This window comes from Alkaliphilus hydrothermalis, assembly GCF_016908555.1.
Lineage (GTDB): Bacteria > Bacillota > Clostridia > Peptostreptococcales > Natronincolaceae > Alkaliphilus > Alkaliphilus hydrothermalis.
In genome coordinates, this window is record NZ_JAFBEE010000003.1 from 60820 (window position 1) to 80657 (window position 19838).

At 37.2% G+C, this 19838-nt stretch carries 18 protein-coding genes; 2 read left to right on the forward strand and 16 right to left on the reverse strand.

Annotated elements, in window-relative coordinates:
• Positions 1 to 9 precede the first annotated feature (9 nt).
• Positions 10 to 420, reverse strand: coding sequence for an FMN-binding protein (locus JOC73_RS03530; protein WP_204400479.1), 411 nt, complete (start codon positions 418 to 420; stop codon positions 10 to 12).
• A gap of 12 nt (positions 421 to 432) precedes the next feature.
• Positions 433 to 1056, reverse strand: coding sequence for a TetR/AcrR family transcriptional regulator (locus tag JOC73_RS03535; protein WP_204400480.1), 624 nt, complete (start codon positions 1054 to 1056; stop codon positions 433 to 435).
• Between the two features lie 305 nt (positions 1057 to 1361).
• On the opposite strand from JOC73_RS03535, the gene JOC73_RS03540 reads away from it, so the two are divergent.
• Positions 1362 to 2441 (forward strand): Fic family protein, encoded by a 1080-nt coding sequence (locus JOC73_RS03540; RefSeq protein WP_204400481.1) that lies wholly within the window; start codon positions 1362 to 1364, stop codon positions 2439 to 2441.
• Between the two features lie 117 nt (positions 2442 to 2558).
• On the opposite strand, the gene JOC73_RS03545 is transcribed toward JOC73_RS03540, so the two are convergent.
• From JOC73_RS03545 to whiA, 7 genes are all read right to left on the reverse strand, one after another.
• Positions 2559 to 3176: a cyclodeaminase/cyclohydrolase family protein gene (locus JOC73_RS03545; RefSeq protein ID WP_204400482.1), complete on the reverse strand. Its 618-nt coding sequence runs from the start codon at positions 3174 to 3176 to the stop codon at positions 2559 to 2561.
• Positions 3170 to 4447: an imidazolonepropionase gene (gene hutI, locus JOC73_RS03550; RefSeq protein WP_204400483.1), complete on the reverse strand. Its 1278-nt coding sequence runs from the start codon at positions 4445 to 4447 to the stop codon at positions 3170 to 3172. The genes JOC73_RS03545 and hutI overlap by 7 nt, the downstream gene beginning before the upstream one ends.
• A gap of 16 nt (positions 4448 to 4463) precedes the next feature.
• Positions 4464 to 5360 carry a glutamate formimidoyltransferase gene (gene ftcD, locus JOC73_RS03555; RefSeq protein ID WP_204400484.1) on the reverse strand — a complete coding sequence of 299 codons (897 nt, stop codon included), beginning with the start codon at positions 5358 to 5360 and terminating at the stop codon, positions 4464 to 4466.
• A gap of 144 nt (positions 5361 to 5504) precedes the next feature.
• Positions 5505 to 7541, reverse strand: coding sequence for a urocanate hydratase (locus JOC73_RS03560; RefSeq protein ID WP_204400485.1), 2037 nt, complete (start codon positions 7539 to 7541; stop codon positions 5505 to 5507).
• 57 nt (positions 7542 to 7598) lie between these two features.
• Positions 7599 to 9281 (reverse strand): formate--tetrahydrofolate ligase, encoded by a 1683-nt coding sequence (locus tag JOC73_RS03565; protein WP_204400486.1) that lies wholly within the window; start codon positions 9279 to 9281, stop codon positions 7599 to 7601.
• A gap of 438 nt (positions 9282 to 9719) precedes the next feature.
• Positions 9720 to 10778, reverse strand: coding sequence for an HD-GYP domain-containing protein (locus JOC73_RS03570; RefSeq protein WP_204400487.1), 1059 nt, complete (start codon positions 10776 to 10778; stop codon positions 9720 to 9722).
• A gap of 242 nt (positions 10779 to 11020) precedes the next feature.
• Positions 11021 to 11971: a DNA-binding protein WhiA gene (gene whiA / locus JOC73_RS03575; protein WP_204400488.1), complete on the reverse strand. Its 951-nt coding sequence runs from the start codon at positions 11969 to 11971 to the stop codon at positions 11021 to 11023.
• Positions 11972 to 12140: 169 nt separating this feature from the next.
• On the opposite strand from whiA, the gene JOC73_RS03580 reads away from it, so the two are divergent.
• On the forward strand, positions 12141 to 12308 hold the full coding sequence (locus JOC73_RS03580) for a DUF1540 domain-containing protein (protein WP_204400489.1): 168 nt from the start codon (positions 12141 to 12143) through the stop codon (positions 12306 to 12308).
• 17 nt (positions 12309 to 12325) lie between these two features.
• Here the strand turns inward: JOC73_RS03580 and JOC73_RS03585 are convergent, their stop codons facing one another.
• From JOC73_RS03585 to JOC73_RS03615, 7 genes are all read right to left on the reverse strand, one after another.
• Entirely contained in the window at positions 12326 to 12745 is a 420-nt protein-coding gene (locus JOC73_RS03585; RefSeq protein ID WP_204400490.1) for an NUDIX hydrolase, read from the reverse strand.
• Between the two features lie 222 nt (positions 12746 to 12967).
• The gene (locus tag JOC73_RS03590; RefSeq protein WP_204400491.1) at positions 12968 to 14350 is read right to left on the reverse strand and encodes a tryptophanase; all 1383 of its coding nucleotides are present in this window, start codon (positions 14348 to 14350) and stop codon (positions 12968 to 12970) included.
• A gap of 130 nt (positions 14351 to 14480) precedes the next feature.
• Positions 14481 to 15818, reverse strand: a complete 1338-nt coding sequence (locus tag JOC73_RS03595) for a gluconeogenesis factor YvcK family protein (RefSeq protein WP_204400492.1) — start codon at positions 15816 to 15818, stop codon at positions 14481 to 14483.
• Positions 15819 to 15823: 5 nt separating this feature from the next.
• Positions 15824 to 16696, reverse strand: coding sequence for an RNase adapter RapZ (rapZ, locus tag JOC73_RS03600; RefSeq protein WP_204400493.1), 873 nt, complete (start codon positions 16694 to 16696; stop codon positions 15824 to 15826).
• A 32-nt stretch (positions 16697 to 16728) separates the two neighbouring features.
• Positions 16729 to 17643 (reverse strand): UDP-N-acetylmuramate dehydrogenase, encoded by a 915-nt coding sequence (gene murB, locus JOC73_RS03605; RefSeq protein WP_204400494.1) that lies wholly within the window; start codon positions 17641 to 17643, stop codon positions 16729 to 16731.
• A 153-nt stretch (positions 17644 to 17796) separates the two neighbouring features.
• On the reverse strand, positions 17797 to 19155 hold the full coding sequence (locus JOC73_RS03610) for an ABC transporter substrate-binding protein (RefSeq protein WP_204400495.1): 1359 nt from the start codon (positions 19153 to 19155) through the stop codon (positions 17797 to 17799).
• A 271-nt stretch (positions 19156 to 19426) separates the two neighbouring features.
• Complete coding sequence (locus JOC73_RS03615; protein ID WP_204400496.1) at positions 19427 to 19837, reverse strand: MOSC domain-containing protein; 411 nt, start codon at positions 19835 to 19837, stop codon at positions 19427 to 19429.
• Between the last annotated feature and the right edge of the window lies 1 nt (position 19838).

The following is a 19838-nucleotide window of genomic DNA, read 5'->3' on the forward strand; positions in this document are numbered from 1 at the left end:
CCACTTATCTTATTTACTATTCAAAGCATCTTCAATCGCTTTTAATATGATTACACTACTCCCTGTGGCACCTGAGATGGCATCCACCTCTAAACTTTGCTTCTCGATTACCTTTTCAGTAATCACTTCTGCCTTTCCACCCATGCCATACTTATGTTTTAGAAAATTTACATTAATGATTTTATGATCTTTAACTGTCACCTCAACGATAGCTCCCACTAACTCATTTACTTGATATTCTCCCTCGTATACACCATCATTGATATTGGATAAATTAATATCATTTACAGCAATATTACTGATTTCATCACTGAACTCCTTTAACTTAGCCTGTAACCCGAAATAGAATACACCCCCCAGTAGGATTATTAGAGCTACAGCTGTGATTAGAACCTTTTTCACTACATTTCGTTTCCTCATCCCTATACCTCCCTATTTTTTTATAAGAAACTCTACTTCACTTCTTATTAGTTTAATTATGTCCTCCTCCTCTTCAGTCGTCCTTCGGTTTATATAAAACAATAGTTTCCCATGGACTGAAGAAGCAATTAACTCCCCCAAAGTATCTACTGCATCCTCTGATATATAACCTGCTTTGGCACACTCCATAATACTTTCACCAAGGAGTTTAGCAACGGAAGGAATAGATCTATTTTGTAAAAGCTCCTCTGGTGGATTCCCTATTTCCTCAACAAAAACCAATTGAAAGGTGTCGGGATTCTCAGCAAAGTATTTAAAATATGCTATTGTGTAGACCATTAGCTGTTCCTTTGCATTTAAACTATCTTTTTTATATTTAGTTAAGTATTGATAGCAATCTTCAAGATAGTCAAAGGTGCAGTAAACCAGTAGTTCATTCAAGTCTTTGAAATAATTATATATTGTTGCATAGGAGTAACCTGCCCGATCTCCTACTTTTCTGGCGCTGAGTCCTTTTACTCCCTCTTCCCGCAAAATTTCCTTTGCTGCATCTATAAAATATGTCATCATTCTTTGTCTTTGAATTTCTTTTTTATCCATTTCAGTCCCTCCGATTGCTGTTCTGTTGTTTAGCATTTCATTACCATACAATATTTATAGTAATTTCATTAACAGTTTTAATTAAACTAACATAGTTAAATTTATTAACACCGTTAATATTATTATACATCTTGATATATTTTTGTCAACAGTATCTCTAAAAAATAAAAAATCCTCTATTACACGGAGGATTCTATTATTCAATACAAGATGATTCAACCTTATTTCTTTATAGTTTTTTTTACAGTCAAACTGCCCATACTGATTATATTTCAATTTTAGTATTATTATTGAAATAAAGTACATAATATGGTAATATTATTTTAAATAGGAGGTGTATTATGCTAAAACCTTTTAAACCTGATTATTTACCCATTACTTTATCCCAAGACGACATCATTTATCTTTATAAATTAGCTTTAGAAGCTAGAGTAAAAATTGAACGTTTTAACTCTCTATTGGAAAGATCCATCATTAGTGATGAAGCATTGGTTTTCTTTTCCCTTCAAGAGTCAATAGAGTCTACGAAAATCGAAGGAACACAGACCACCTTTAGTGAAATTATGGAGGCAGATATTACTGGTTACAGAAGTAATGATATTCAAGAAGTAATGAATTACTTAGAAGCCCTTAATCATGGTAAGGAACGACTCAATCTCATTCCAATTTCTACTCGATTATTTCTAGAATTACACAACATTATTCTAAAGGACTCCCGTGGTCAAAATCGTTCCCCTGGTGAATATAGAAGGATTCAAAATTTCATTGGACCGACCAATGACCCTAAAGATGCTACTTATATTCCCCCAGAGCCAAATTCTGTTCCTGAGTATATGTCTAATCTTGAAAAATATATTAATAATGAGTACGATGATCAACTGGATTATATGATTAGAGCGGCTATTATTCATGCCCAGTTTGAGACTATTCACCCCTTCCTTGATGGTAATGGTAGATTAGGTAGAATACTAATTATGCTTTATCTACTAGATAAAAAAGTAATTAGTAAACCTGCCTTTTTCGTCAGTGAAGAGTTAGAAAAGAGTAAGTACAAGTATTATGGTCTATTAAATAGTTTAAGAAGCTCCTCTCCAAAATGGAAGGATTGGATTGAATATTTTCTCAAAGCCTCCATCAAACAGGCTGATAAAAACATAGATAAACTAATTAAAATCGAAACTATATTATCTGAAATGCAAGATTTTGCTGAAAAGAATAATGTACGACAAGATCTTATTAGTTTTATCTTTCGGAAACCCTTCTTCACCATCAATGAAGTTCAGACCCAACTTAATATAAGCTACAATACTGCTAATCTCCATGTCCAAAGGCTTGTGAAATCTAATAAGATTTTTGCTGATGATAAGAAGCGAAATCGTATTTTTAGATTTTATGATATTCTTGAGGTATTGGAGGGGTAAAATGTTCATATACCTTACAAAACACCCTCCATATGTATCCATGGAGGGTGTTTTCTTATAAAATCTTCACTTTATTATCTATTCTTTTATATCTTTCTAATTCTAAACTACCTATCCCTACAGCATTACCTTACCTAAAATCACCTGCTCCTTAGCAACTGCCGCTTCCTCCAATTGCTTCACCTGTTGAGTTAAATCAGCAACAAATGCTTCATCCTTAATGGAGGAAAGATTGATCTTTACGTTGTATATGGCTGATAACACTGCAGTTCTAGCCATCATAGCCGCCACTGCTCCGTCTGTTACAGCACTGGCATTGCCCTTTACCACAACAGCTTCAATCATTTCCATCATTCCAAAGGCGTCCTTTGCTACCTCCAGTGGTACTTCAGCAGCTTTTTTAGTTGCTTCTTGGATAGATTTGCTTCTAGTAGCCTTTTCTTCATCAGTTTCCTTTGGTAGCTTGAAAGCTCCCATTACTTCATTGAAGGAATCTGCATCTCTGTCAATATCCTTCATTAATTTTTCCCTTAGGGAAGCCGCCTTTTCAGCAATTGCCTTCATTTCTTCTTCTACTTCCACATACTTCTTCTTACCAACAGTCAGCTTTGCCACCATTTCTGTTAAAGCCGCAGCTGTAGCCCCACTAAGGGCAGCAGCACTTCCTCCTCCTGGTACTGGATCGCTGGAAGCTGTTTTATTTAAAAATTCATTAAGTCCAACTGATGCTAACATAATCTTCCCCCTCCTTGTTCCTTATCAAAAACCAGTACGCCATTTTTAATCACCTTTTCTACTGTACTTACACCTATATGATAAGGAATATAGTGATAGGATGGAAACTCCAGCATAATCATATCTGCTTTCTTCCCTATATCTATACTTCCGATGGTGTCTGCACGGTCAACCGCCGCTGCACCATTGATGGTGATGGCAGTAATGGTTTCTTCAGTAGTCATCTTCATATATAGAGTTGCTAAAGAGAAGATTAGTGGGATTGACTCAGTGAAACAACTACCTGGGTTTAGGTCAGTAGCCAAAGCCACAGCACAGCCCTGATCAATCATATATCTACCCCTTGCAAAGTCTTCTTTTAAGCTAAAGGCTGTCCCCGGTAAAAGCGTTGCAACGACATTCTTTTCTGCCATATCTGCTACACCCTTGTCGGAGGCCTGTAGTAGGTGGTCTGCTGAAACTGCCCCTAATTCCGCCGCCAGTTCAGCTCCCCCTAGTTGTACAATCTCATCGGCATGGATTTTTATTTTAAAGCCTAACTCCTTCGCCTTTGATAAATGTCTACGGGATTGCTCCACTGAGAATACCTTCTTTTCACAGAAGATATCACAGAATTCTGCTAGTTTTCTTTCAGCAACTACTGGTAAAACATCATTTGTCATATAGTCAATGAATTCATCTTCTCTACCCTTATACTCTGGTGGTACTGCATGGGCTCCTAAGAAGGTAGGAACAACATCCACTGGATGGTCTTCATTTACTTTATTAGTTACTTCCAATTGCTTGATTTCGGTCTCTAAATCAAGACCGTAGCCACTCTTTCCTTCTACAGTTGTCACCCCAAAGGATAACATTGAGTCCAGTCGCTTCATCCCAACCTTATATAGTTCATCATGGGATGCGGCCTTAGTAGACCTTACGGAGCTTACGATTCCGCCACCCTTTTCCATGATTTCCATATAGTTTTGTCCCTGTAGTCTCCAAGAAAATTCTTCCGCTCGATAACCTCCAAAGACTAAATGGGTATGGGAGTCTACAAACCCTGGTAATACTGCCTTACCAGTTGCGTCTATTACTTCATATTGGGACTCATCATATTGCTTTAAGATTTCTTCTGTTGGCCCGACTGCCTTGATGATGCCGTCTTCTATAACGACTGAACCATTAGGGATTACCTTTAGGTCCTGCATTTCTTTCCCTTTTTTAGCTTGGAAACCGCTACAAGTAACAACCTCTGAGGCTCCCTTAACTAACAACTTACCTTTTTTCATCATCATCACTCCAATATTACTCCATTATTCTTGTTTCAAGAATTTGATCCATAGAGAACTCCTCAACGCCTAAGTAGTATACTGCTGTGTCTACTAAAGCAGCCATTGGTAATAATCCAATGATTTCACTTCCTACTACATTTACACCATATCTTCTAGCTTCCATTTTAATCATTTCAAATGATTGGTATAATGCTGTTTTGGAGTAATCAGTCATGTTCATAGATACTTGAGTGATTCCTCTTTCTTGAAGATCAATTCCGATTGCCTTACAGTATCTTAATCCACCGCTTAAGAAACGAACGTTTTTAGCGATTTTGTTGGCAATTTCTAGGTTTGCTGTATCAAGGTTTACGTTGAATGCTACTAATGGCATCCTTGCTCCAACAGCTGTAACACCAGCAGTAGGATGGATGTCTTGTGGCCCAAAGTCTGGCTTCCACTCTGGTTGCTTAACCTTCTCAGCCATTCCTTCAAATTCGCCTTTTCTTACTTTAGCAAGATTTTCTCTATCTGGGCTTGATGCAGCCTTTTCATATAAGAAGATTGGTAATCCGTATTTTTCAGAAGCTTCTTTAGCTACTTCTTTAGCTAATTCAGTAGCCTCTGTCATGCTTACATTCTTAACTGGGATGAAGGGAACTACGTCGATTGCTCCCATTCTAGGGTGTTGACCTTGGTGTTGAGTCATATCAATTACTTCGATTGCAACTCCCATAGCCTCTAATACTGCTGCCTTTAATGGTTCTGGTTCTCCTACAACCGTTACTACTACACGGTTGTGGTCTTCGTCTCTACTGTAGTCTAAAAGCTTTACGCCGTCTTTTCCTCTAAAAGGATTAACGATTTTTTCAATTTTGTCTAAATCTCTACCTTCACTAAAGTTTGGAACACATTGGATGATTTTATTCATGATACATTCTCCCCTCGGCTCTATTATTATTTTTGTAAATTGATTTACCATCATAAGGATGGTAGAAACCTACATACTAGTTTTCATTATGACAAAATCCATTGAAATTAGTATTTCTGTTTATAACAAAGTCCCTTATAACACTTAAGGTAGACTTCGTTGAAATACTTTTTCTACTAAGCTCTTGATGAAATCTTCCTTTGGAATATATGGAATTGTAATGTGGTCAGTACCATCGTTGTCTTTGTTGTATTCAATACTTGTGCTAATGGAGTTTTCGTTTCTAGCCCAAGCTCTTCTAGCAACGCCTCCCATTACGTCCCAAGGCATAGCAGTTTTAAGAATGTTGTCCACTCTTTCACTACCATCTAATACCATACCAAATCCCCCATTGATGGATTTACCGATTCCTACTCCACCACCATTATGAAGGGCAATTAAGCTCATCCCCCTTGCAGCATTTCCTGCAAAACATTGGGTTGCCATATCAGCCATTACATTACTACCGTCTTTGATGTTTGAAGTTTCTCTAAATGGTGAATCTGTACCACTTACGTCATGGTGATCTCTACCCAGCATGATAGGTCCTACTTCCCCATTTCTAACCATTTCATTGAATTTAAGGGCGATTTTTGTTCGACCCATCGCATCTTGATAAAGGATTCTTGCTTGTGTACCTACTACTAGTTGGTTCTTTTCTGCATCACGAATCCAAACATAGTTGTCACGGTCTTGACCTCTTCTATTAGGATCGATACAGTCCATAGCAGCTTGGTCCGTCTTCATAAGGTCTTCATGCTTTCCACTTAAGCAAACCCAACGGAAAGGTCCATATCCATAGTCAAACAACTCTGGTCCCATGATATCTTCAACATAAGATGGCCAGATAAAACCGTCCTTGTCATCAATACCATTCTTGGAGATTTCCTTTACACCTGCATCATATACTGACTTCATAAAGGCATTTCCATAGTCGAAGAAGTAAGTTCCCTTTTCAACTAAAGTCTTGATTAGGTTAAAGTGGGTTATTAGAGTTTCATCCACTAACTTATTGAATTTTTCACGATCATTTTTAAGCATTTCTGTTCTCTCGTCAAAGGTCAATCCTTGCGGACAGTATCCACCTTCATAAGTAGCATGACAAGAAGTTTGGTCAGACAATAAATCTATTTTAATATTGTTTTCAACCGCATAAGCCAATAGATCAACAATGTTACCGTGATAAGCAATGGAGATTGGCTTTCTCATTTCTTGATATTTCTTAGCTGTATCAAATACTTCTTTTAGATCAGCAGATACAACCTGTACCCATCCTTGGCTATGTCTTGTCTCAATCCTAGAAGCGTCCACCTCAGCAATGATTCCAACGCCATTGGCAATCTCTACAGCCTTAGGCTGTGCTCCACTCATTCCACCAAGCCCTGATGAAACGAACAGAACTCCCTTTAAGTCCTCGTCATCTGGTACGCCAAGAATCTTTCTACCTGCATTTAATAATGTGTTGAAGGTACCATGAACGATTCCTTGAGGGCCAATATACATCCAACCTCCTGCTGTCATTTGCCCATAATTGGCAACACCCATTTGTTCTGCGATATCCCAATCTTTTGGATTATCAAACATCCCAATCATTAGGGCATTTGTAATGATTACTCTAGGGGCATCTGGCTTTGACTTAAATAATCCTAGTGGGTGTCCAGATTCAATTACTAGCGTTTGCTCATTTGTCATTACCTCAAGGTACTTTTTGATTAATCTATATTGCATCCAGTTTTGACATACCTTACCTGTTTCTCCGTAGGTTACTAACTCGTAGGGGTAAAGGGCAATATCAAAGCTTAAATTGTTGTCGATCATTACCTGGAAGGCTTTACCTTCAATACAGTTACCTTTGTATTCATCAATCGATTTGGCCTTTAAATCCCCTTCTGGTCGATATCTGTATCCATAGATTCTTCCATAGGTGGTCAATTCCTCCAAAAACTCTGGTGCTACGACTTCATGATGCTCCTCAGGAATATATCTTAGGGCATTTTTTAAAGCTACTTCCGTTTGGGCAGGTGTTAGCTTAAATCCTCTATCTGGGGCTCTTCTTAGCCCCTTTATAAATTCTGGCATCTCTGGTAATTGACTATCTAGCTTGATAGACATTGCCTGTGAAATATCAACATTTGATATCATTCAAACCACTCCCTCTTCTTACTATAGTTCTTTTTTATATTTCGAACCTTTTATCTACTAGAACAATCCACTGATGTTTCCATCTGAATCGATATCCATTCTTTCAGCAGCAGGAACCTTTGGTAGACCAGGCATTGTCATAATGTCTCCTGTTAAGCAAACGATGAAGCCTGCTCCAGCCGATACTCTTACCTCTCGAACAGTTACTGTGAAGCCCTTTGGTGCTCCTAGTAAAGTTGGATCATCTGATAAGGAATATTGGGTCTTCGCCATGCAGATTGGCAGTTTATCTAATCCAAGTTCTACTAATCGCTTCATTTCCTTCTTAGCCTTTGGCGTAAAGATTACACCTTCTCCACCATAAATTTTAGTAACAATGCTGTTCACTTTATCTTCTATAGTAGCTTCTACTTCATAAATTGGCTTGAAGTTAGATTCTTGGCTATCAATTAAATTTACTAATGTTTGAGCCATTTCCGCTCCACCTTCGCCACCCTTTTCCCAGCATTCGTTTAGGGCAACCTCTACACCAGCAGCTTGACACATTTCGATTAATTTATTAACCTCTGCATCTGTATCGGATACAAACTTATTTACTGCCACCATTACTGGTAAATTGTACTTCTTGATGTTTTCAACTTGCTTTTGTAAATTCACAAAACCATTTTGAAGAGCTTCTACGTTTTCTTCCCCTAGGTTGTTCTTAGCAACTCCACCGTGCATCTTTAACGCTCTGATTGTAGCAACAACCACAACAGCAGCAGGCTTTAGGTTTCCGTATCGACACTTGATGTCTAGAAATTTCTCTGCTCCAAGATCTGCACCAAAACCAGCCTCAGTAACTAAGTATTCTCCTAGCTTTAAGCCTAGCTTAGTTGCCATGATGGTGTTACAACCGTGGGCAATGTTTGCAAATGGACCTCCGTGGATTAGGGCTGGTGTATTTTCTAATGTTTGAACGATATTAGGCTTAATAGCATCCTTCATCAGCATAGTCATTGCTCCGTGAACATTTAAATCTGCCGCAGTAATAGCCTTTCCTTCATTGCTATAGGCTACAATCATTCTTCCGAACCTTTCCTTTAAATCCATTAAGCTAGTGGCTAAACAAAGGGCTGCCATAACTTCTGAAGCAACTGTAATCATAAACCCGTCCTGTCTAGCTACACCATTGGATTTTGGTCCTAGGGCTACAATTACTTCCCTTAGGGCTCTATCGTTCATATCTAAAACTCTTTTCCAAACGATTTGGTTTAAGTCGATATTTAAAGCGTTTCCTTGGTGAATATGATTATCAATAGCAGCAGACAATAAATTGTGGGCAGTTGTGATTGCGTGCATATCTCCAGTAAAGTGAAGGTTGATGTCCTCCATTGGTACCACTTGAGCATAACCGCCTCCAGCAGCTCCCCCCTTTACCCCGAAAACTGGTCCTAAGGATGGCTCCCTTAGGGCGATACAAGCCTTTTTACCAATCTTATTTAAAGCCTGTCCTAGACCAACCGTAGTGGTTGATTTACCTTCACCTGCTGGGGTTGGATTGATGGCTGTTACTAATACTAACTTTCCATCTGGTCGATCTTGTAGACGATTAAAAATATCTAGAGAAATTTTAGCTTTATATTTTCCATACATCTCTAGCTCATCATCTAGAATACCCCATTCTTTTGCTATGTCTGCTACTGGTAGCATATTAGCCTGTTGTGCAATTTCGATATCGCTTAAGTATTTCTTTGACATGATACCATCCCTTTCCTACTTAATTTTTTATGTATGATAAAGCAAATATAACTTACAGTTTGAACGTACTAAAGGTGTTTAATCAATTTAAGATGTCATCAAAAATTTTACTTTTCTGGTGGTAATAAAAATCTCAGGATTTTTATTATGCTGACCTAGTATACTATTGTATTTTTATATATTCTTGTTAAAAATATGTACTACAACCAATGCTTCTTAATATTGATTTCGCTACTCCCATAATATTATATTAGACCTCCGTCACCAAAACGTCTATTTTTATTAATGAACTAAAAATGAATGGACTTTAAGGCACAAAAAAAGACCACTAAATCAATCAATGGCCTCTTCTATGTTTATATGTTTTTAGTACTAATTTATGTATGCATTATGTAAAGAAAGGAATTGTTATGTCCGTATCTTGCATTATTTATCATTTTATATGATTTGCTCAATATTTATATACAGATGTTTCGTTAAGTCTAGTACGCGACTTCCTTCAATTGGTTCCCCCTGTTGGTCAAACTTCACCCACACCACTGGTCTTGTAGGGAAGGATTCATTTATTTTAATAATTTCCGCTGATTCTCCAGTATTAAACTTTACTAGAGTACCTACTGGATATACAGTAATATGCTTTATAAATAGCTTGACCAGCTCATAATCAAATTCATGTCCCCCCATGGAAACTAAGTATTCTACAGCAAAATGAGGTGTAATTTTCTTTTTGTAGACTCGATTTGATGTAAGGGCATCATAAACATCACAGATGGCAACGATCCTTGAAAAGAGGTGAATATCGCTCCCTTTTAGTCCATCTGGATACCCCTTCCCGTTAAAACGTTCATGGTGATGTCTAACGACATGACAGGAGGATTTTGAGATACCTTCAATGTTTTTTATAATTTCATATCCCCTTATTGAATGGGTTTTAATCTCTTCATATTCGTAGGGGTCTAGGCTGCTGGGTTTTTTAAGAACTTCTTGAGAAACGGCAATTTTCCCGATATCATGTAGTAGTGCTCCAACCCCTAAATCTACAAGTTCATCTTGAGAGAGATCTAATAAAATCCCCATCATAAGGGAGAAAATACAGACATTGATACAATGACCGAAGGTGTAGACATCAATATTTCTAATATCTGTTAAGTAAACCATCGTTTCTTTATTATAGGATAAGTCTTCAATTAATTGTCGAATAAGCACCTTTAATCTATTAATTTCGAAGGATTTGGATATGCTCATAGTCTTAAATGATTCCTCAACTAATTGGGTCATTTCTCTTTTGGTATCCTGAAAAAAAACATCATATAAATCTCCATCTGCATTTTGGTCCCAATCCACATGGATATCTTGTATGCCGAGTTTGCATAATTTTTCTATATATTGGTGTTTAAGAGGGATTCCTGCATCAATCAGGAGCTTTCCGTCAGTAGTACTTATGCTTTTGGCTAGCCTCATTCCTGCCTTAACAGATGCCATGTTTAATTTAATCATTTTGCTCCCCCTTTAACCCAGTAACAGAATGTTTTTTTGCAATATAGAGCGCTAATTACTAAATTAATCCATTGTATAATTTCGACAAATAATTAGAAATTCCTTTAATTTTCATTTAAATTCTAATAGGGTTTTTACAATGAAAAAAACGGTTGAAATGCATTGTTTTTTGAAATTTTATGTATAAAAATCCCAGCTATAATATCCACTTAATGGATAAAAAGCTGGGATGTCACCCTACATCATTGTTTTATCGTTATCTTTTGAGCATATTCTTCAATTTTTCTTAACCGGTGATTAACGCCAGATTTCCCAATAGGTGGTGTCAGCATTTGTCCTAATTCCTTCAAGCTAGCTTCTTGATGATTGATTCTAATTTCAGCTATTTCCCTTAGATTTTCTGGTAATTTATTAAGTCCCACTGTTTCTTTTATAAATTCAATATTTTCAATCTGTCTCATTGATGCATTAACGGTCTTACTTAGATTTGCAGTTTCACAATTAACTATACGATTGATATCATTTCTCATCTGCTTCATAATTCGTATATTTTCTAAATCAAGCAAAGCACTGTGGGCACCAATGATGTTAAGGAGATCAACTACTTGGTCCCCCTCTTTTAAGTAGATTACAAAGCTACCTTTTCTTTGAATTACTTTAGCATTTAAATTGAACTCATTCACTAAGTTTTTTACTACCTCACTATGCTCCGAGCTGTTGGTGACAAACTCCAAGTGATAGGTTTTTTCAGGATCGCTTACTGATCCACCTCCTAAAAATGCCCCCCTTAGATATGCCCGCTTGCAGCATTGCTTTTCCACAATATTCTCTGGAATTTCATAGGTAATATCAAAGGAATCAGCTTCTTTTCTGAGAATTCCAACCTTTTCAAGTATTAAATCACTACCCATTTGATGGGTAATGACAATAAGATAGTGATTGTTTTTCTTCAGTCTAGAGTTTTTTCTTACCATTACTTCTGTATGAATGTTGAATAGGTCTTTTATCAATTTAAAAAGTTTTCTTGCGATGGATGGATTTTCAGTAATTATATTTAAATTAAGCCGATTAAGTCCTGCTAATTGCAAAGTACCACTCATTCTTACTAAAGCTGCCAATTCTGCTAGTTGACAGCATTGCTCCTCAGTAAAAAGCCTTGCCAATTCTCCTTTAGTTTTTGATGAAAACGACATTTAATCACAACCTTTTAGCTTTTCTACTTTCTATTTTACCCAACAAAAGGCGCCCTTACATAAATATTTTCTAAGATTTTCATTTAATAAAAATATTAAAACTACACACAATACTACTGAAGTTGATCTTCACTTCACCCAATACAACTTATAGAGGAGGTTTTTTAATATGAGTCAGCATCCAAAAATGGAAGTTATGTGCCATGTGAATAACTGTAAGTTTAATGAAAAACAATACTGTTTTGCACCTAAAATTGAAGTTAATGCAAGAAACGGAAACGCAGCAAGTACTTCTGACGAAGCGCTATGTTCAACCTTCGTATCTGGTACTAAGTAATATCCTTTAAGACCCCACTATTGTGGGGTCTTAAAATATATATTAAGAGCTTTTTCGATAATCTCCTTCTCATCTTGATGTTTAGCTGATTCTACCGCACGATTAATATGAATAAACTTAGCTTCAACAAAACCCTCTTCCCGTTGTGGAATACAATCTATTGTTTTTGACTGCATTAAGAACCAGTGTACTGTCTTATAAATTCGATCATTGTCCTCCCAACTATTTTTGAAGGTAAAGTGAATTTTTCCCAGATATTCAATTATTTCTACTTTTACGCCAGCCTCTTCGTATACTTCTCTAATTGCAGTATCTTCAAATTTTTCATCTTCTTCTACTTTTCCTTTTGGAAGTACCCAGTCACCATTGTATTTTTTCAACATTAATATGGCATTTCCAAAAATAACAACGCCCCCAGCGCTAACCTCTTTCCTCACATCCTTCACCCCTTTATACTTTATCCTATAGTCTATTATAACAAGTTTCCTTGAATTTCGTTAGTTCTTTTCCTAATACAATTAATTATCTATTATTATTAAGTTAACACATTCAGACAATTTTTTCAAATGAATTTCCATTTAACATCACCAGCCAATGGCTAATAAAAATCCCCAGCCCTCAACGATTATACCGTTAAATGACTGGGGTAATTTACATGTTTATTCTACTGGCCTTAGCTTAGCAGTAAAGTGTCTTAAAACCTCTGGTTCATAAGTGAAATCAAAGCCTTTTAAACAGTCTCTTCTTTTCCATATTTCAATTAAGGCATCAGCCACAACATCCATATGACGATCTGTATATACTCTTCTTGGGATGGTTAGTCTTAAAAGTTCCATTGGTGACTCCAGTTGTTTCCCTGTCTCAGGGTCTCTTCCCAATAGGAAGGAACCAATTTCCACTGCCCTTACTCCCGCTTCTTTATATAACTCTACACATACTGCTTGTGCTGGGAATTTGTCATAAGGAATATGGGGACAGAACTTTTTACAATCCACAAATACCGCATGACCTCCAACAGGTCTTTGGATTGGTATACCTGCATCAATTAATCGCTGTCCAAGATATTCTATCTGACCGATTCTACTTTCTAAGTAATCTTCCTCAACTACTTCCCTTAATCCTCTAGCTAGTGCCTCCATATCTCTACCTGCTAATCCTCCATAGGTTGGAAAACCTTCTATCGGTACCACCATCGACCGAACTTGAGTATATAGCTCTTCATCATCTTTAATGGCAATCATTCCACCCATATTTACAATACCATCTTTTTTAGCACTCATTGTTAGTCCATCACCATAACTGAACATTTCTAGTATTATTTCTTGAATTGACTTGTTTTCATAACCCTTTTCCCTTTGTTTGATAAAGTAGGCATTCTCTGCAAATCTAGCGGCATCGAAGAAGACCCTCAAACCATATTTATCTGCTATATCTTTTACACCCTTTATGTTTTCCATAGAAACAGGCTGACCACCAGCACTATTGCAGGTTACAGTCACCAATATGAAGGAACAATTCTCAACTCCCTTTTCCTCGATATAGGCATCTAGCTTTTCTAAATCAAAGTTTCCTTTGAAGGGATGTTCTTTTTCTGTTTCATAGGCTTCTTCAATAACAAGGTTGATGGCTCTGCCACCCTTAAGCTCTATATGGGCTTTAGTTGTATCAAAGTGCATATTCCCCAGCACATAGTGTCCCTGTTGCTTAATTAATAGAGGGAACAATACATTTTCTGCCCCTCTACCTTGGTGGGTTGGCACAAAATATTGATATCCGATAACATCTTGAACGCTTTTTTCTAAGTTGTAGAAGCTTCTACTTCCGGCATATGCCTCATCCCCCTGCATGATTCCTGCCCATTGCCAGTCACTCATTGCGCCAGTACCACTGTCGGTTAATAGGTCGATATATACATCCTCTGACCTAAGGGCAAATTGATTGTAACCCACTTCTTTTATTTTTCTTTCCCGTTCTTCTTTAGAGATCAGTTTTATTGGTTCTACCATCTTAATCTTATAGGGTTCTGCTTTTCTGTTATACATAGATAACTCCTCCTAATATAGTGTTATAGAATATCCTTGTTTAGTTATTACCCAATTACCTTATATATTATTTATGTTTTTCGTACAAGTACTGGGTTAAGATTATTTTTTCCTATTTCGCTTTGATTCTTTATTTCTTTAAATTCTTTATCCAATCTTTAAAAGATGAGATTTCACCAATCCAGTAGGCTTCTTTAGAGGGTCTATTGCGGAGCACTACGTTTGTAATCATTTTCGATAGCTTAATGGCATCATGACGAACATAATCCTTTTTAATATCGACTAAGTTATCTGAAAGAATATTAATGCCCAATACACTAATGGACTTGATTTCTTCGTGGTTAGCCCGAATTAATTGAGCCCCTTCAGAAAGATACTTTTCTTCAATTTCATTGGGAATAGTGCCATCATTAATTAACACATGGTCAATCCCTAGGTCTGGACAATGTTCTGAAATAGCCTTAATATGGTCCAATAATGTATAGTTGGTGGTTTCCCCCGGTTGAGTCATGATATTGGGTATATACACTTTAGCAGCCGATGTGTCCAATAAGCTTTTACGGATATCCTCAATCAATAGGTTGGGAATGATACTGGTGTATAAACTCCCAGGCCCCAGCACCACCACATCAGCCTGCAGGATAGCCTCAATTGCTTCCTTCAATGCAGGGGGCTGCTGGGGATTAATAAACATTCTTTCAATAGGACTATCCTCTTCTATACTCTTATGTGGTATATTGGACTCCCCCTCAACAACTGTACCGTTTTTAAGCCTAGCATATAGGGTCACATCCTCTAGGGTCACTGGCAATACCTTTCCTGTAACTGCCAATACCTCACTAATCTTTTTGATGGCCTCTTCAAAGTTATTGCTAATACCATTCATGGAGGCAATAAGGAGGTTTCCAAAGCTTTGCCCCTTTAGGGTTCCCTCCTGAAACCGATATTGAAGCAATTGTTCCATAGTTGGTTCCATTTCAGCTAGGGCAAGAATACAGTTCCTGATATCCCCGGGAGGTAACATGCCTAAGTCTTCCCTGAGCTTTCCAGATCCCCCACCATCGTCTGCAACCGTTACGATGGCAGTTATGTTGGTGGTATATAGTTTTAGTCCCCTCAACAATACCGAAAGGCCCGTCCCTCCACCTATGACAACAACCTTGGGTCCTTTTGCCAATATTCTTTTGTCATAAATCATTTTATTAATTTTATTTCGGTCTAATTTCCCCTGAAGGGTATTTTGAAAGTGGCAGACCCTGAAAACTGAGGCCATCCCACTTTTAATAGCAAATATAATCAGTATTAATCCCACTAAACCCAGTAAAAGGCTTGGCCATCCCCTATAGTTTATTCCCATAAGGTTTAAATAATAGGACAAGGAGAACATTAATAGTAAAAGGCCCACAAAGCCTATTAAAAGCCATCTTTTAACTTGTAATCCAGGTTTAAGCCAGTCGCTTAATTTCATTTTATTTATCTTTTCCTTTCCTTCACCAATAGGCTGTCTCGATGATTAGAACTGACTCGATAACCCTTTTCCTTCAATTGCTCATATAGTATATTGGCTATTGTTACTGACCTATGGCGCCCTCCTGTACAACCTATTGCAATCACCAGTTGACTCTTTCCTTCCTTTATATAGTGGGGGATCAGATAACCCACCATGTCATGTAGCCGTTCAGAAAACTCTAAACTGACGGGTGACTTCATAACATATTCCCTAACCTTCTGGTCATTACCTGTAAAGTCTCTTAATTCTTCAATGTAGTAGGGATTTGGAAGAAATCGTACATCAAATACTAAATCAGCATCCAAAGGGATTCCATGCTTAAATCCAAAGGATAATATGGAGATCATCAAGCTATTGGTTTCTTTACCTTCAACATATATTTCCCTCAATTCCTCCTTTAGCCGTGAAGGAATCAGTTTTGTCGTATCTATAATATGGGTAGCCATTTTTCTGAGTTCTTTAAGCTTTTCTCTTTCTTTTGTGATTCCCTCCAATATTGATCCCTCTGGTGATAAAGGATGGGACCTTCTTGTTTCTTTAAAACGCTTCACCAAAATTCCATCACTGGCTTCCAAATACATAATCTCACATTTATACCCCAATTCCTCCATGGTATCAAGACTGGTAAAGACATCATCAAAGAACATTCCGCCTCGAATATCCACCACTAGGGCAATTTTATTAATCTTGCCTTTAGTTTGTTGGCAAAGCTCTACAAATTTAGGAATCAAGCTAGGAGGTAGGTTATCTACACAGAAATAACCAAAATCCTCTAAATATTTGACCGCTTGACTTTTTCCAGCTCCAGATAAACCGGTTATAATTACAAATCGCATAATTTTAGACTCCTCTAAAGTAATTTATTTCTCTAAACTTCTCCAATCACCTTGACCTCTGTGTGTAAGTCCACATCAAAATTTTTCTTGACTTCCTTTTGAATCAATTCAATTAAACTCAATACATCCTCTGCTGTTGCATCCCCAGCGTTGACGATAAAGCCGCAATGTAGCTCCGATATTTGAGCCCCACCAACTTTTGCTCCCCTTAAATTACTATCTTGAATTAACTTCCCAGCATAGTATCCTGGAGGTCTTTTAAATACACTACCTGCACTAGGTAAATGTAGGGGTTGTTTTGTTGTTCTTTGTTGGGTTAATTCACCAATCTTGTTCTTGATCACTTCATATTCTTCACTTACCAACTCCATGATCACATCAAGAACAACATAGCCATTTTGTTGTATAATGCTGGTACGATAGCCTAGTTCTAGTTCTTCATTAGTAAATTCCAGTACATTACCATCAAGATCTAGTACTCTACAGGATTTAAGTACATCCTTCATTTCTCCACCATAGGCCCCTGCATTCATGGTAACTGCTCCCCCAAGGGTGCCTGGGATTCCACTGGCAAATTCAAATCCACCTAAGCTCTCCTTTAAAATTTTGTTGGATAAGGTGGATAACAATATTCCTGCCTGTGCCTTTACCGTTGTTCCTTCAAATTTAACATCATTGAAGTTGTCAGCAATCTTAATCACAACGCATCTAAGTCCCTTATCCCTCACCAATAGGTTGCTGCCATTACCCATTACAAAATAGGGAGCTTCTTGACCCTTACAGATTTTGATGATTTTTTGAAGGTCATCGATGCTTCTTGGCTTTAATAATACATCTGCTGGACCACCAATTTTAAAAGAGGTATGATTTTTCATTGGTTCGTCTATTAATACATCCGACTTTTCCATAAACTCTAAAAATAACTTTTGTAATATTTCCTTATTCATCAACTTCACTCCTAATTTCTAATATTGAAAGTATATATACCTATCCTATATTCCTGTTTTTCTGTATTTTAGCTGGTTATTTATATCATACCAAATTTATGTATCAATTATATATAGGGATTATTAAAAGTATATACTTTTTTCTCCATAGGGTCAATTGGAGGTTGAACCAATACTTCTAACCCGTACCTCAGCATCCTGTAATAACTCCTCGACTGTTTTATTCCCCAGGATCCCCTGTTGAATTTCCTCCTGTAGGATGGCATCTATCTCCTTCCAATGGGGATGGGGTGGAATGATAATGGTGTTCTGTAGGTTATTGTAAAGCAAAGACATCAAAGGATCCCCTTCATAAATATTTCCTATACCCTTTTTAACAGGAAAAACGCCTAAACGACCTAAATCCTTTTGATATTCATCTTTTGTAATAAATCTAAGGAATTCCAAGACCATTTTTAATTTCTCTGGGTTCTCCTGTTTGGTAATCCCATAGGTTCCCACCATGTTACTCATGGCAACTGGCTTTCCCAGACTCCCTGTGGGATACATGGCTACAGCATAATTAAATCCCTTACTTTCACTTCTTAGTCTGTCTAACACGTTGATGGACCAAGTGCCTGAAGGTATTACTCCGATATTTTTATCTTGATAAAAGGTGGTCCATGCTTGATTCGAAGTGTTTTCACCGAATTTTGGATGGGTCACTGTATATTTCTGCTTTAGGTCGATTACCTTCTGCACACCTGATTTTGCTCTTTCGTCATTAAAAGTATACTCCATTTTATCATTAAAAATTTCTGCTCCATCACTTAGTATGATACCCCAAATATTGTAATACTGGGGATCTATAAAACTATTAAAACCGAAATGGGTGTTTTTTCCCCTTCCCTTTGCATCGTAGGTTAAGACCTGTAACTTCTCAACAAATTCCCCATAGGTCCACATTCCATCTGTAGGTAATTCCACACCCCGCGCTTGGAATAGGTCTGCATTTAACATCATCCCATAGGTGGTCATCATCCATGGCATAGCCCATATTTTTCCATTATAGGTGACGGCCTTGAGGGCATTGTCCTCAAAGCTTCTAATTTCCTCCACCGTCAGCAACGGGTCTAGGGGTTCTAATATATCCTTTGCAATATAATGATACTCTCCCCCTACCGGTATAACATCTGGTAAGCTCCCATTATTCATGGCCTCTTCTATTTTTTGTCCGCCTTTATTCCATGTTAGACTTTGAAAGTTGATATATACGCCAGGATATTTCTTCTCAAAAGCCTTCACCTGTCTTGTAATCCAAGTAAAGCTCCCACCTGTTTTTTGGTCTAATCGGGGATAATCCCAAAAAGTAATAACCCCCCTCCATTGGGGCGGTGTTTTAGCAGCGTCATAATCTTCTTGACTGGGTTTGAAGCCAAAAAAATAATAGGGTCCTAGAAGGATAAATATTATTAATATTCCTGCTAATAAAGATCTGAATATACTTTTTTTCTTATTTCTTTTCCTGTTCATACAATCCCCCCCTATTATAATGTATTCTTGGGGGAAAATGAATATTCGTGTCATGCATATGAGGCAATATGATAGAATTAAAATATAAGTGCAATAGAATCAATCATTCTTATAATAAAATGCATTACTTATACAATGTCGTGTAAAGAGCTTTAATTCAAGGGGGAATAACTAAATGTTTAAAGCAATAAGCTATAAAAAAGTTAGAGTACAAAAGGACTCCCTTTGAACTCTAACTTTACCTTTAAACAGATATAAATGCTAATTACTTCTAGTTTATTTTAATCTTGTCATCAATCTTGATCGTTCCCTCTTTAATAATCCTTCCAAAGAAAATGATCTCATTGACTCCACAGGGCCCCTCTGAAGGAATAATCGGACATGTATCATGACACTCCTTCCCCACCTCTGTCACCTCAATGATGGCAGTACCAATAATGAGCTGATCTTCTACTTTTAAATCTCTTATCTCTAGACCCTCCACCACAAAATCAGCTTTAAATCGAGTATGACAAAAACCTTTTTGTAGATCTTCTCTCAATTGATTTTCCCCAGCTAAACTGATAAAACTCACCTGTCTATGGGGTTTTTTAGATTGAAAGAATGCATTTGTTACTTCTATTTTCGAAGGAGGTAGAATTGTCCCTTCTACCCTTCCACGAATTCCGATAATTGTTGACATT

What these genes read in the sequence shown, in the direction of transcription:
- JOC73_RS03530 (WP_204400479.1), bottom strand. Translation starts at nt 420, where the DNA reads ATGAGGAAACGAAATGTAGTGAAAAAGGTTCTAATCACAGCTGTAGCT.
- JOC73_RS03535 (WP_204400480.1), bottom strand. Translation starts at nt 1,056, where the DNA reads ATGCTAAACAACAGAACAGCAATCGGAGGGACTGAAATGGATAAAAAA.
- JOC73_RS03540 (WP_204400481.1), top strand. Translation starts at nt 1,362, where the DNA reads ATGCTAAAACCTTTTAAACCTGATTATTTACCCATTACTTTATCCCAA.
- JOC73_RS03545 (WP_204400482.1), bottom strand. Translation starts at nt 3,176, where the DNA reads ATGTTAGCATCAGTTGGACTTAATGAATTTTTAAATAAAACAGCTTCC.
- hutI (WP_204400483.1), bottom strand. Translation starts at nt 4,447, where the DNA reads ATGAAAAAAGGTAAGTTGTTAGTTAAGGGAGCCTCAGAGGTTGTTACT.
- ftcD (WP_204400484.1), bottom strand. Translation starts at nt 5,360, where the DNA reads ATGAATAAAATCATCCAATGTGTTCCAAACTTTAGTGAAGGTAGAGAT.
- JOC73_RS03560 (WP_204400485.1), bottom strand. Translation starts at nt 7,541, where the DNA reads ATGATATCAAATGTTGATATTTCACAGGCAATGTCTATCAAGCTAGAT.
- JOC73_RS03565 (WP_204400486.1), bottom strand. Translation starts at nt 9,281, where the DNA reads ATGTCAAAGAAATACTTAAGCGATATCGAAATTGCACAACAGGCTAAT.
- JOC73_RS03570 (WP_204400487.1), bottom strand. Translation starts at nt 10,778, where the DNA reads ATGATTAAATTAAACATGGCATCTGTTAAGGCAGGAATGAGGCTAGCC.
- whiA (WP_204400488.1), bottom strand. Translation starts at nt 11,971, where the DNA reads ATGTCGTTTTCATCAAAAACTAAAGGAGAATTGGCAAGGCTTTTTACT.
- JOC73_RS03580 (WP_204400489.1), top strand. Translation starts at nt 12,141, where the DNA reads ATGAGTCAGCATCCAAAAATGGAAGTTATGTGCCATGTGAATAACTGT.
- JOC73_RS03590 (WP_204400491.1), bottom strand. Translation starts at nt 14,350, where the DNA reads ATGTATAACAGAAAAGCAGAACCCTATAAGATTAAGATGGTAGAACCA.
- JOC73_RS03595 (WP_204400492.1), bottom strand. Translation starts at nt 15,818, where the DNA reads ATGAAATTAAGCGACTGGCTTAAACCTGGATTACAAGTTAAAAGATGG.
- rapZ (WP_204400493.1), bottom strand. Translation starts at nt 16,696, where the DNA reads ATGCGATTTGTAATTATAACCGGTTTATCTGGAGCTGGAAAAAGTCAA.
- murB (WP_204400494.1), bottom strand. Translation starts at nt 17,643, where the DNA reads ATGAATAAGGAAATATTACAAAAGTTATTTTTAGAGTTTATGGAAAAG.
- JOC73_RS03610 (WP_204400495.1), bottom strand. Translation starts at nt 19,155, where the DNA reads ATGAACAGGAAAAGAAATAAGAAAAAAAGTATATTCAGATCTTTATTA.
- JOC73_RS03615 (WP_204400496.1), bottom strand. Translation starts at nt 19,837, where the DNA reads ATGTCAACAATTATCGGAATTCGTGGAAGGGTAGAAGGGACAATTCTA.